Genomic DNA, 12,994 nt, shown 5'->3' with positions numbered 1-12,994 from the left:
ACCTCATGAATCCTTGGGCTCGGGGAAACGCCACGCGGCGCGAAAAACGGCGCGGCGCTTCCGCGCCCGTGGCTAGATTGCGTGTCATCTCCCTCGTGCCGGAGCCTTCACATGTTCACTCGTGACGACCTGGAAGCCACCAGTCGCTGGCTCGGCGGCCTGGTGCCGCCGACCCCCCAGATCGCCTGGCCGCTGCTGGCGGAGCGCTACGGCGCCGCGGAGGTGTGGGTCAAGCACGAGAACCACCTGCCCACCGGGGCCTTCAAGGTCCGCGGCGGCCTGCACTACCTGGAGCACCTCCGCCGGGAGGAGCCGGGCTTCGGCGGGGTGATCACCGCCACGCGGGGCAACCATGGCCAGAGCATCGCCTTCGCGGCGCGCCGGCTGGGGCTGCGCGCGGTGATCGTGGTGCCGCAGGGCAACAGCCGCGAGAAGAACCGCGCGATGCGGGCCCTCGGGGCGGAGCTGGTGGAGGCGGGGCACGATTTCCAGGCGGCGCGGGAGCACAGCATCCAGCTGGCGGAGCAGGAGGGGCTGCACCTGATCCCGTCGTTCCATCCGCTGCTGGTACGCGGGGTGGCCACCTACGGACTGGAGTGGCTGCGCGCGGTGCCGGGCCTGCACACGGTGTACGTGCCGATCGGCATGGGGTCGGGGATCTGCGGGGTCATCGCGGCGCGCGACGCGCTGGGCAGCGCCACGCGCGTGGTGGGGGTGGTGGCGGAGCGGGCCCCGGCCTATGCCCTCTCGTTCGAGGCGGGCCACCCCGTGGCGACCGACCGCGCCGACACCTTTGCCGACGGCATCGCTACCCGGTCACCGGACCCCGACGCGCTCGCCATGATCCGGCGCGGCGCGGAACGGGTGGTGCAGGTGAGCGAGGAGGGCATCCGGGAGGCGATGCGGGCGTGCTTCAGCGACATCCACCAGGTGGCGGAGGGCGCCGCCGCGGCGCCGCTGGCGGCGCTGGCGCAGGAGCGGGACCGGATGCGGGGACGGAAGGTGGGGGTGGTGCTGAGCGGCGGGAACATCGACCGCGAGGTCTACGCCGGCATCCTCGCGGGCCGGTAGGGTCGGGCCGGGCTAGAACTCCATCGCCTCGATGCGCCGCAGGCCGAGGCGCAGGGGAATGATCGTGGCGGCGATGCAGACCACCACCACTGCCACCAGCGAGCCTACCATCCACGGTCCCGGGACCGGCGTGTCGCCCTGCAGCTGGGCCCGCAGGTAGCCGAGCACGGGGGCGGCCTCGAGCACCAGCACGACGCCGAGCAGCACGATCGCCGACATCATGAACACCATGCCGCCGAAGCTCGTGGGGATCTGCGCGGCGTTCTCGGTGTCGAAGCGCGGGTACAGTGCGCCGAAGCCCAGGGCCATGGCGCTGATCGCGAAGGTGAGCAGGACGATAGTGCCGAGGCTGATGGCCATCATGAAGGTCGTGGCGCGCAGCAGCACATTGGTGCTGAAGGTGATCACCACGGCCAGGACGAGCAGCGGCAGGGTGCCCGTCCAGTACTTGCTCCACAGCAGCGCCTGGAGGTCGAGCGGGCTGGAGCGGAGCAGCCACATCTGCTTCCCCTCGAGCGAGACCGCGGGAAAGACGAACCGCGCCGCGATGGCGGCGAGCACGAAGCCCGCCAGTCCCAGGTTGAGGAACACCACCAGCGACACCAGGAACACCGGGACCTTCTCGCCCGAAAAGAGCGGCAGGGACTTGATGTTGAAGACGTAGACCACGAGCAGCACCGCCAGCAGGATGAGCTGGCTCCACTGCGTGGTGTCGCGGAAGAACACCCGCAGGTCCTTGAGCACGAACTCCCGGCGGGCCGGCGGCATCCCCCGGAACAGCCGCGCCGTGATCCCCGACCAGCCCCGCGCCCGGACGAACTTCTCCGCCCCCTCCTGCGCCTTGGAGTAGCCGGCGTGGTACAGCCGCGCGTGCAGCATGGCGCCCAGGACGATGAACGCCGGCGCCGTGGTCCACAGCAGCAGGATGGGCAGCGGGTCGGCCACCTGGCGGAGCCAGTTCATGATCATCGCGGTGGCCCATTCGCTGGGCAGGAACGGGCTGGTGGGGGCCTGCAGTCCGGAGAGGTAGTCGAGCAGGTTGCGCACCCCCTCGGGGCGCACCAGCTGCTCGGGCCGCACCAGGCGGAAGAGCAGGGCCAGGCCGCCGAAGGCGCCGAGCGCGATCAGGCTGAGCAGGTCCCGGGTGCGCCGGGCCGGGAAGACGTTGACCAGGATGAGCGTGATGGCGGAGCCCAGCACCGAGGGCAGGATGAAGTAGGGCAGCAGCGCCCCGATCACCACCAGGGGGAAGAGGGGGCCGCCCTCGAAGACCATCCCGTAGGCGGTGAAGATCGGCACCGCCATCAGCGCCACCATCCACGAGGAGTGCAGCAGCGTCTCGCCCAGCTTGGCCAGGTACAGGCGGAGCCAGTCGGTGGGCGAGGAGACCAGCAGGTCGAGGTCCTTGGCCAGGAAGAAGCTCGACAGCGCGGTGATCAGGTTGGAGAGCAGCAGCAGCGAGGCGAAGGCGAGCAGGATGATGCTCAGGAACTTGGCGGCGAGCGGGACGCCCACCTCGCTGGTGGACTGGATGTAGTTCAGGATCTTGTAGCTGAGCCCGAACACCGCAGCCCAGAACCCGAGCGCCACCAGCGCCAGCAGGAAGAACTTGCCGTTGCCCCCGGCCCGCTCCTGGCGCAGCCGGTTGAGGGCGCTGCGCCACTTGGGCGTGGTGATGGTCTGCAGCGACGGCTGGGGCAGCTCACTCGAGGATGGCATCCATCTCCCGCTCGATGATGCCGCCGGTGAGCTTGAGGAACAGCTCCTCGAGCTTCTGGTCGCCGCCCTGGAACCGCTGCCGGATCTCGGCCATGGTACCGCAGGCCAGGATCTTCCCGCCGGCGATGATCCCGATGCGGTCGCACATCTCCTCGACGGTGTCGAGGGTATGGGTGCTCATGAGCACCGTGCCGCCCCGCTCCACGAAGGCGCGGAAGAGGTCCTTGAGGAACTTCTGCCCCTTGGGGTCGAGCCCGACCATGGGCTCGTCCACCACGATCACTTCGGGCTTGTGCAGCAGCGCGCTCGAGATGATCAGCTTCTGCCGCATGCCGTGGCTGTAGCTCTCGACCAGCTCGTCCTTCCAGGGCGTGAGCTCGAAGAGGTCGAGCAGCTCCGCCATGCGGCGCTCGATGGGCTCGCCGTCCTGTCCGTAGAGCGCGGCCACGAACCGCAGGAACTCCGCCCCGGTGAGCTTGTCGTAGACGAATGGCCGGTCCGGGATGAACCCGAGGCGGCTCTTGGCGCGGATCGGGTCGCGGGCGAGGTCATCGCCGGCGATCTCGATCCGGCCCGCGGTGGGCTGGAGGATGCCGGCGATCATCCGCATGGTGGTGGTCTTGCCGGCGCCATTGGGGCCCAGGAAGCCGAACAGCTCGCCCCGCCGGATCTCGAGGTCGATGGCATCCACCGCGGTGAACTTGCCGTAGCGCTTGGTCAGGCCGGTCAGCCGGATCATCGGTCGTCCTCGAGAACCTGGAGCCGGAGCGCGCCCGCGCCGACGGCGAGATCGAGCAGGCGTGGCTGGCCCCCGGTGGCCAGGCGCACGCGATCGGCGCCGGGCGGGATCGCCGCGACGTCCGGGTCCACCGCGAGCCAGCGGTCGGCCCACACCTCCACCCAGCCGCGCTGCTGCCAGCGGCCCTCCACCAGCGCCAGGCCCCAGACCCGGCGGGCCCGCAGCCCCGCGGTCCGCGCCAGCCCCACCAGCAGGCTGATCCGCTCCGCCGGCGAGCCCCGCCGCCGGGCCAGGGTCACCGCGGCGGGCGCCTGCCCGGGCCCCTCCCGAACAGTAATCGACCGCCGGACCCAGTCATTCAGCCGCCGGGCCATCACCTCGGGCCGCCGCTCGGCGCCCACGATGGCCGCCGCCTCGCGGGCGAGGGTGCCGTCGTCGGCCAGCAGCGGTTCCGCCACCGGCGGCATCGGCGCCAGGCTGTCATCGGCCATGGTGGTGTCCCGGCCCAGGGTATCCGCGCGCCACGCCTGTCCGGCGCCGGCCATTCCCGCGGGGATGGGCAGGTGCATCGGGCGGCCGCCCTGCCGGCTCGCGACGGCGCGCAGCGTGCCCCGCCGTGCGGGCAGCCCGCCGAAGCGCCGCAGGTCGGGGGCGGCGACCGTGGTGTCCCAGTACGCCCGCTGCTGGGCCCGGAAGTTGGTCTGCACCAGCTCGAACGCGGAGCGGTCCAGGGTGGCGCCGAGCGGATGCTCCACCCGTACCGGCATGCCCGCGGCGTCGATCCATCGCGCCACGGGCAGCCCCGCCTCCGCGCCGTCGAGTCGCCAGGCGCGCACCGTGTCGCTGTGCACCGCCGCCCAGCGCCGGAGGTCCGGGGAGAACTCGGCGCTGTCGGCCACCGTGAACAGCGACTCGGCCGTGACCTGGAGCCGGGCCAGCCGGACCTCGTGGTCCAGCGGGTCGTAGACCTCGAGGTTGAGCTTGTCGCCCACGCGCGGCAGCCGCCGCGAGGCGACCACCAGGGTGATCGCGCCCGGCAGGATCACCGGCCGGCGCAGCCGCACCTGCAGGGTCTCCGGCGTCGCCCCGGCCGCCGTCACGATCTCGGTGAGCAGCGTATCGCCTGAGACTGTCCCCTCGGAGGCCACCCGCCCCTGCTCGGTGAGCACGTCGGCCTGCCACCGGAGCAGCTGCAGCCCGCGCGAGTACATCGCCACCACCCGGGCGCTGGTGCGGCGCGGGGTGGTGTCCACGGCGGGGAGGTCAATGGTGGTGAGGTCGCTGACCCGGAGGCTGTCGCCCAGGGTATCCACCGTGGCGGTGGCGAGCCCGATCTGGCGGTCGCCGAGCCGCACGGCGAGGAACGCGGAGCCGGGCGGCACCGGCCAGCGCGCTGCCGACTCGGCACCGCCGGGGCCGGGGCCGTACTGGCGCTGCACCAGCCAGCCCAGGGCCCCGAACCACGCCAACAGGATGAGCCCGGCGAGCGTCCGTCGGCTCATCGCGCCCCGTCGCCGAGCCAGGGCGCCAGGGCCTGGCGCTGCTCCGGCCGGTCGATGGTCACGTGCAGCTCGGCCGGGAATCCGGTCGCGTCGGGCCGGTCGCGGAAGCTCTCCACCAGGGCGTGGGCGGCATCGTCATCCCCCACGACCAACCCGGAGAGCGCCGCTCCGACCGAGCGCAGCTGCCATCCCTCCGCCCGGTGCCAGGCGGAGGCGAGGGCGCGGCGGAGCGTCTCCCGCGTGGCGGGGCGGTCGGCGTCCTGGACCACCACATGGAGGATGAACTCGGCGGCCAGGTCACCGGCCCCGGTGATCACCGCGGCGCCGACCTGCAGCGGGGCCTGCACCCGCCGCTGCGCCTCGCCCGCGGGGCCGGCCGCGGCATCGAGCTGCCGGCTCACCAGCCCCACGGGGCCGAGCGTCTCATCCGCGGCGCGGACCACGGCGTCCACCGGGAGGCCGGCGAGCGGCTGTTCGACCACCTGGATCATGCGTCGCCCACGGCCTTCGCGCGGCGGTACATGGCCATGGCCTCGTCCGGCTTGCCGAGGCGGTCGAGGACCCGCCCCAGCAGGCGAAAGGTGCGGCCATGGTCGGGGCCGAGGGTGGCGGAGGACTCCAGCGCGGCGCGGGCGCCGGGCAGGTCCCCGGCCTGGTTGAGCGCCTCGCCCAGATAATAGAAGGCGGTGGCGTTCCCGGGCTCCAGGGCGATGGCTCGCCGCAGCGCCTCGGCCGCTTCCTTCGGCACACCCTTGCGCCACAGGATCAGGCCCAGGGTCAGGTGGGCCTGGGGATGTTCGGGGGAGAGGCGGAGGGCGCGACGCAGGTCCTGCTCGGCGTCGCCGTACGACTTGAGCCGGCCGTGGATGGCCGCCCGGGAGACCAGCATGTTGACGTTGTCGGGGGCCACCCGGAGCGCGGCGCTGAGCTGCTCCAGTGCCTCGGCCGGGTCGCCGGTGGTCTCGAGCAGCGCGGAGAGATTGTTCCGCGCACTCACGTTGCCCGGATCGACGGCCAGGAGCTCGCGATACCGGTGGATGGCCTCGCTCACCCGCCCGCGGCTGGCCGCCTCCACCGCGCGCCGATACAGCCGTTCGGCCGGCGACTCGTCGGTCCGTGGCTCGGTGGCCACGAGATCATCCTGCGGCGACGCTCCGGCGAACGGACGCAGCGGGTAGCCGGCATCGGGGATGTCCGCCGGGAGGTCGCCCTCGAGGCCCGCGGTGCCGAACAGCTCGTCGAGCAGCGAATCGAGGCCGGTGGCCCGGCTCCGGTACGAGGTCATCAGCGGGTCGGGAAGGGGTGAGGGCCCACGCGCACGCCGCCGAATAATAGCCCGGTCCCGTTCGCCTTTCACCACGCCACCGCAAGGTTGAACGCCTCCACCCTGCCGCCTACCTTGCGGCCATGCCCCCGCCGCCCCGGATCGTCAGTTCGCCCTCGCCCGAACGGGTGGCGCGGCTGGAGCGCGTCCGCGAGCTGCTCGAGTTCCGGCGCAACCCCTCGCGGCGGGTGGGGATCTTCTCCGCGACCAATCTCACCCGGCTGGTCCTCCGCTTCGGCGCCATGGGCGTGGCCGCCGGCCTGGTCCGGGCGCTGTTCGGCACCTCGGTGTTCCAGGTGCCCGCGGCGGCGATCGCCATCGGCGTGGCCGACCACTACACCGACCTGCTGTGGCGCCGGATCCGGGAGCGGGTGCGCAAGACCTGGAACCTGGTGGGGCTGGTCGGCGCGGCGGTCCTGGTGCTGGTCGTGGTGGTGGGGCAGGCGGCACCGGATGCGGCGCTCACCCGCGGGGTCCGTGGCTGGGTCGGGGGCTGGGTGGACCGGCAGAACGCCGCCATCGACGCCCGCGCGCGCGGCCGGCGCACCCCGGTGGACTCCGCCGCGGCCGTCGACCCGCACTGGGTGCTCCTCTCGGACAGCGGCTTCGTCCGGCGCGGGACCTTCGCGGAGGCCCGGGAATGGTGTGGTGCCCTCGGCCCGGGGTGGTCGCTGCCGGCGGGGCTCGGCGCGCTGCCCGAGCTGAGCCGGTGGCCCGACGTCGGGTCGCTGTTCTACGTCTGGACCCAGGGCGGGATGGGGCTGCAGGTCGGCGACGGACAGAAGCCCGGTGTGGGCGTCTCGGGCGCGACCCGTCCCACCGAGACGCGGGCGGTCCTCTGCCTGCGGGCGGGGGGCTAGCATGGCCTTCGAGATCGGCACCCTGCGCGATGAGGACCTTACCCAGTTCAGCGACACGGAGCTGGCGGAGCTCGAGGACGAACTGCTGCTGGCCGAGGAGCTGGACCTCTCGAGCCGGGCGCGCTTCACCGCCGGACGGCTGGTCGTGTACGCGCTCAGTGCCGTCGGGATCGTCCTGATGCTGGCGCTGTTCTCGCGCCTGCCCACGGAGAGGCTCGGGCCGCTGAGCATTCCGATCTACCTGCTGGCGTTCGGGCTCGGCGCGGCGGGGGCCCACCTGGCCTGGGCGCGCGCCGGCCGGCGGGTCCGGGAGGGGGTGCGCTGGGCGCTGGGCCACTGGCCGCTGCTGCTCTACGCCGTCGGCGTGGTGTACCAGCTGACGCGCGCGGGGTAGGCCGCCCGGGGACACCCGCCGCTGCGGGGGATTTCCGAGGATTGAATCCCCCTCCCGCCGCGGGTACGTTCCCCTGCTTATGGCCCAGGAATACCTCGTCGTCCGCGGCGCCCGCGAGCACAACCTCAAGAACGTCTCGGTCCGCATCCCGCGCGACCGGCTGACCGTGATCACCGGGCTCTCGGGCTCGGGCAAGTCGTCGCTCGCGTTCGACACCATCTACGCCGAGGGGCAGCGGCGCTACGTCGAGTCGCTCTCGGCGTACGCCCGCCAGTTCCTCGGCCTGATGGAGAAGCCGGACGTCGACGCCATCGAGGGCCTCTCGCCCGCGATCGCCATCGAGCAGAAGACCGCCGGCCACAACCCCCGCTCCACCGTCGGCACCGTCACCGAGATCTACGACTACCTGCGCCTGCTGTGGGCGCGGGTGGGCGTGCCGCATTGTCCCAACGACGGCAGCCCGATCGAGCGCTCCAGCGCCACCCAGATCACGGACACCATCCTTGGCTGGCCGGAGGAGACCCGCATCGAGGTGCTCGCGCCGCTGGTCCGGGGCCGCAAGGGCGAGTTCCGCGACCTGTTCGAGGACGTGCAGAAGCGCGGCTTCGTGCGGGTCCGGGTGGACGGCGAGACGTACGACGTGAACGACGTGCCCACCCTCAACCGGCGCCAGAATCACGACGTGGCGGTGGTGGTGGACCGGCTGGTGGTGCGCCCCGCGGACCGCGGCCGGCTGGCCGACTCGATCGAGACGGCGCTCAAGGTGGCCGACGGCATGGTCGAGGTGATGCGCCACGCCGCGCGGGGCGGGCGCCCGGTGCCGGTGACCTTCTCGGAGCGCTTCGCCTGCCCCACCTGCGGCCTGTCGCTGCCCGAGCTGGAGCCGCGGCAGTTCTCGTTCAACTCCCCCTTCGGCGCCTGCGGCGAGTGTCACGGCGTCGGGGTGCGGCGCGAGGTGAACGCCGAGCTGATCCTGGGCGACGGCAGCATCTCCATCCTCGAGGGCGTGGTGCTCCCCTGGGGGGAGCCCACCGGCTACCTGCGGAAGGTCGTGCTCCCGACCCTGGCAAAGACCTTCAAGTTCGACCTCGCCGCCCCGTGGCGGGACCACAGCGCCGCCGCGAAACACGCGCTGCTGCACGGCGCGCCCGGCAAGAAGCTCAAGTACCAGGTGGAGGGCGCCCGGGCCCGGGACGACTACGAGAGCGAGTGGGAGGGCATCGTCGCCAACGTCTCCCGCCGCTACCGGGAGAGCTCCAGCGACGCGGTGCGCACCCAGCTCGACCAGTTCATGGTGGAGGAGCCGTGCCGCGCCTGCGGCGGCAAGCGGCTCAAGCCGGAGAGCCTCGCCGTGCACCTGGCGGGCCGGGGCATCGGCGAGATCGTGGACCTGCCGGTGTCGGAGGCGTACGAGTTCTTTGCGGGGCTGCCGATCCGGCGCGACGGGGGCGCCGGGCTGGACCCCGAGATCGCCGGCCCCATCCTCAAGGAAGTCTGCGACCGGCTGCGCTTCCTGCGCGACGTGGGCCTCGACTACCTCACCCTCGGCCGCTCGGCGGGTTCGCTCTCGGGGGGCGAGGCCCAGCGGATCCGCCTGGCCACCCAGATCGGCAGCCGGCTCACCGGCGTGCTCTACGTGCTCGACGAGCCCAGCATCGGCCTGCACCAGCGGGACAACGAGCGGCTGCTCGCCACGCTGCGCGACCTCCGCGACCTTGGCAACACCGTGCTGGTGGTGGAGCACGACGAGGACACCATCCGCGCCGCCGACCACGTGGTGGACCTCGGGCCGCGGGCCGGCCGCTTCGGCGGCGAGGTGGTGGTGGAGGGCACGGTGGACGACGTCCTGGCCCATCGCGACTCGCTCACCGGCCGCTACCTGCGCAACGAGTTGCGCATTCCCATCCCGCCCCGGCGGCGCGCCGGGGATCCGGGCCGCCGCCTCCGGCTCACCGGCGCCCGGGCCAACAACCTCCGCAACCTGGACGTCGACATCCCGCTCGGCCGGTTCGTGGCCGTCACCGGCGTGTCCGGCTCGGGGAAGTCCACCCTGGTCACGGACATCCTGTACGCCGCGCTGGCGCGGCACTTCTACCGCGCCAAGGTCATCCCCGGCGCCCACACCGCCCTCGAGGGACTCGACTTCCTCGACAAGGTCATCGACATCGACCAGAGCCCGATCGGCCGCACCCCGCGCAGCAACCCGGCCACCTACACCGGGCTGTTCACCCCGATCCGCGAGCTGTTCACGCAGCTGCCGGAGGCCAAGCTCCGCGGCTACGGGCCGGGGCGCTTCTCCTTCAACGTGAAGGGGGGGCGCTGCGAGGCCTGCGAGGGCGACGGGCTGGTCAAGATCGAGATGCACTTCCTGCCGGACGTCTACGTGCCGTGCGAGGTGTGCAAGGGCAAGCGCTACAACCGGGAGACGCTGGAGGTCCGCTACCGGGGCCGCAGCATCGCGGAGGTGCTGGACCTCACCGTGGGCGACGGGCTCGAGTTCTTCGAGGCCCAGCGCCGCATCGCCGAAAAGCTCGAGCTGCTCAACGACGTCGGGCTCGGGTACATCCACCTGGGCCAGGCGGCCACCACGCTCTCCGGCGGCGAGGCGCAGCGGGTGAAGCTCGCCACCGAGCTCGCCAAGCGGGACACCGGGCGCACCCTCTACATCCTCGACGAGCCCACCACCGGGCTCCACTTCGAGGACGTGCGGCTGCTGCTCGAGGTGCTGCACCGGCTGGTCGACAAGGGCAACAGCGTCCTCGTGATCGAGCACAACCTCGACGTCATCAAGACCGCCGACTGGATCATCGACCTGGGCCCCGAGGGGGGCCAGCGGGGCGGCGCCATCGTGGCGGCCGGTACCCCGGAAGAGGTGGCCCGGGCGCCGGAGAGCCACACCGGGGCGTTCCTCCGCCGGACCCTCGGGATCGGGGTCTGAGCCACGGGCTCGCGGGCACCGCCCCGCGCGCTGTACCTTCCGCCTGGTGACCACCCCCATCGACGCCCTCGCCGACCTCCGCGCCCAGCTGGGCGAGCGCTACGCGTTCGAGCGGGAGCTGGGCCGCGGCGGGATGGGGGTGGTGTACCTGGCCCGCGACCGCCAGCTCGACCGGCCCGTGGCGCTCAAGGTGCTCCCCGCGGAGCTCGCCGCGAATGCCGAGTTGCGCGAGCGGTTCCTGCGCGAGACCCGCACCGCCGCGTCGTTCTCCCATCCCAACATCGTCCCGGTGCATGCCGTCGAGGAACGGGCGGGGCTGCTGGCCTTCGCCATGGGCTTCGTCGAGGGAGAATCGCTCACGGGGCGGGTGCGCCGGAGCGGGCCGCTTACCGTGCGGGAGGTCGTGCGCCTGCTCCAGGACGCCGCCTACGCGCTGGCCTACGCCCACGGCCGCGGGGTGGTGCACCGCGACATCAAGCCCGACAACATCCTGATCGAGCGGGCCACCGGGCGCGCGCTGGTCACCGACTTCGGCATCGCGCGGGAGATCGCGCCGGTGGCCGCCCGGCCGGGCCTCACCCGGGTGGGTGAGGTGGTCGGGACCCCGGAGTTCATGAGTCCCGAGCAGGCGTCCGGGGACACCGTGGACGGCCGGAGCGACCTCTATGCCCTGGGGCTCACCGCCTACTTCGCCCTGACCGGCACGCCGGTGTTCACCGGCACCTCCACCCAGCAGCTGCTGGTCAAGCAGCTCACCGAGCCGGCGCCCCCGATCGCGTCGCTCCGGCCCGACATCCCCGCCGCGCTCGCCGCGGCCATCGACCGGCTGGTGCGCAAGGAGGCGGCGGAGCGCTTTGCCACCGCCGAGGCGCTGGTCGAGGCGCTGGAGACGGCGCAGCTGGCCGGGCCGGAGGTGCCCCTCCCGGTGCGGCTGTTCGCCCAGGACGCTGGGCAGGCCTCGCTGATCCTGGTGGGGGCCATCATCATCGGCTGGCTGCTGCTCCAGGTGCTCGGGCAGGTCTACGGCGGCGATCTCGACGTAGTGCTGCCGGTAGTGATGTTCGCGGCGGTGGTGTGGGGCCGGCTGGCCCAGACGGTCCAGCAGGCCCGGCGCCTGCGGCAGCGCGGCTTCGACGTCGCGGACATCCAGGCGGGATTCCGCGCCATCCTGGCCGAACGCGAGGCGGAGCGGGCCCAGCTGCGCACGGACAACGCCGTGGTGGCCCGCCGGCGCCGGCAGCTCGTCATCCTGGTGGCCATGTTCGCCGCGACCTTCGCGCTGCAGTGGTGGGTCAAGGCGGCGATGCGCACCGAGGTGCGGCCGGGGTGGTTCGAGGTGTCGCGCCCGGGTGTGTTCATCATCGTATCTGCCTACGTGATGCGGGGGCTGGCGATCATCGGGATCCTGCGCAGCCCGCTCCGGGCGCCGATCGGCGAGCGGCTCTTCCGGCTGTTCTGGGCCGGGGCGCCCGGCCGCGCCATCCTCGCGGCGGCGGGAGGCCGGGGACCGCGGCCGCCGGGCGGCGTGACCCTCCCCCCCTCCAGCCGCCCGGTGCCGCCGCCGGCGGCTCGTGCGGCTGCGACCGCGCCCGCCGCTGGCGAGGACCGGCTGGCCCGGCTGGAGTCCCGGGTCTCCGACCTTGAACAGTGGCGGGAGGCCGGCGGCGGCCCGGGCCGCTAGCTTTGACTGGAACCCGGCCCGGCCTCCACCCGTCCTACAGGAAGATCGTGCAGCCCTCCTCCCGTCTGCTCCTGCTGGCCGCCCTGGTGGCGTGCCCCCTCTCGGCCCAGGGCCCGAGTTCCCCCGGGCGCGCCATCGAGGTGCTGCGCGACGTGCCCGTGTTCATAGCCATGGACGCCAGGGGGACGCCGGTGGTGGCTACCCCGCCGGGCGGCGGCAAGCCGGTCGTGGGGCTCTTCCTGCGGCGGGGCACCGCCAACGGCTTCCTCGCCAACCTGCAGCGGCAACGGCCGGACCTGGCCCGGCAGGTGGTGATCCGCGCCGCGTCTCTCGGCAACACGCTGCGCCTCTTCACGACCGGCCAGCCGGTCGAGTACGCCTACGTGCCCGACCCCGATGAGGTCGCCGCCGCCACCCGCGTGCTCGCGGCGCAGGGCAAGCCGACCGAACTGCCGGGCACCCCGGTCTTCATGGCCAAGGCGGCCGATGGCGGGTACCTCACCTACACCCAGAATGGGCGGACCGTGGTGCCGGGATTCCTGAGCCTGCGGGAGCTCGAGTCGTTCCGGGCCCGGTACCAGCAGACACCGGGCGCCGGACAGGTGTCGGTCGAGGTGAGTACCCTCGAGGTGCTGGCCCACCTGCTCAGTACGTCCACCGATCCCCTGCTGGCCGAGCTCGACATCGTGCCGGCCAGCCGGGCGGTGGACGAGGCGCGCCCCTGACCGGGACGCGCGTGCCGTTCCCCCGAACCGAGGTGCCCGTG

At 72.8% G+C, this 12,994-nt stretch carries 11 protein-coding genes; 6 read left to right on the top strand and 5 right to left on the bottom strand.

The genetic code is table 11. The features are described from left to right. The first annotated feature begins 111 nt into the window (after positions 1-111). Positions 112-1,071, top strand: a complete 960-nt coding sequence (locus IPJ95_14695) for a threonine dehydratase (GenBank protein MBK7924850.1) — start codon at positions 112-114, stop codon at positions 1,069-1,071. 12 nt (positions 1,072-1,083) lie between these two features. On the opposite strand, the gene IPJ95_14690 is transcribed toward IPJ95_14695, so the two are convergent. The 5 genes from IPJ95_14690 to IPJ95_14670 are packed head-to-tail and all read right to left on the bottom strand — an operon-like array spanning position 1,084 to position 6,316. Then, positions 1,084-2,790, bottom strand: coding sequence for a hypothetical protein (locus IPJ95_14690; GenBank protein ID MBK7924849.1), 1,707 nt, complete (start codon positions 2,788-2,790; stop codon positions 1,084-1,086). Further along, positions 2,774-3,529: an ABC transporter ATP-binding protein gene (locus tag IPJ95_14685; GenBank protein ID MBK7924848.1), complete on the bottom strand. Its 756-nt coding sequence runs from the start codon at positions 3,527-3,529 to the stop codon at positions 2,774-2,776. Before IPJ95_14685 ends, IPJ95_14690 begins: the two co-directional genes overlap by 17 nt. Beyond that, positions 3,526-5,031, bottom strand: coding sequence for a transglutaminase domain-containing protein (locus IPJ95_14680; protein MBK7924847.1), 1,506 nt, complete (start codon positions 5,029-5,031; stop codon positions 3,526-3,528). The genes IPJ95_14685 and IPJ95_14680 overlap by 4 nt, the downstream gene beginning before the upstream one ends. Next, a complete protein-coding gene (locus IPJ95_14675; protein MBK7924846.1) occupies positions 5,028-5,522 on the bottom strand; it encodes a macro domain-containing protein in 495 nt (164 codons plus the stop codon). Before IPJ95_14675 ends, IPJ95_14680 begins: the two co-directional genes overlap by 4 nt. After that, entirely contained in the window at positions 5,519-6,316 is a 798-nt protein-coding gene (locus tag IPJ95_14670; GenBank protein ID MBK7924845.1) for a tetratricopeptide repeat protein, read from the bottom strand. The genes IPJ95_14675 and IPJ95_14670 overlap by 4 nt, the downstream gene beginning before the upstream one ends. A 122-nt stretch (positions 6,317-6,438) precedes the next feature. Here IPJ95_14670 and IPJ95_14665 point away from each other — a divergent pair, with 122 nt between their 5' ends. From IPJ95_14665 to IPJ95_14645, 5 genes are all read left to right on the top strand, one after another. Next, positions 6,439-7,215, top strand: a complete 777-nt coding sequence (locus IPJ95_14665) for a hypothetical protein (protein MBK7924844.1) — start codon at positions 6,439-6,441, stop codon at positions 7,213-7,215. Between the two features lies 1 nt (position 7,216). After that, complete coding sequence (locus IPJ95_14660) at positions 7,217-7,609, top strand: hypothetical protein (GenBank protein MBK7924843.1); 393 nt, start codon at positions 7,217-7,219, stop codon at positions 7,607-7,609. Between the two features lie 79 nt (positions 7,610-7,688). Then, positions 7,689-10,547, top strand: a complete 2,859-nt coding sequence (gene uvrA / locus IPJ95_14655; protein ID MBK7924842.1) for an excinuclease ABC subunit UvrA — start codon at positions 7,689-7,691, stop codon at positions 10,545-10,547. Positions 10,548-10,593: 46 nt separating this feature from the next. Next, a complete protein-coding gene (locus IPJ95_14650) occupies positions 10,594-12,228 on the top strand; it encodes a serine/threonine protein kinase (protein MBK7924841.1) in 1,635 nt (544 codons plus the stop codon). 47 nt (positions 12,229-12,275) lie between these two features. After that, positions 12,276-12,953: a hypothetical protein gene (locus tag IPJ95_14645; GenBank protein MBK7924840.1), complete on the top strand. Its 678-nt coding sequence runs from the start codon at positions 12,276-12,278 to the stop codon at positions 12,951-12,953. Positions 12,954-12,994 lie beyond the last annotated feature (41 nt).

It is taken from the genome of Gemmatimonadota bacterium (assembly GCA_016713785.1).
Taxonomy (GTDB): Bacteria; Gemmatimonadota; Gemmatimonadetes; order Gemmatimonadales; family GWC2-71-9; genus JADJOM01.
This window is presented reverse-complemented; position numbering and strand designations above follow the sequence as displayed.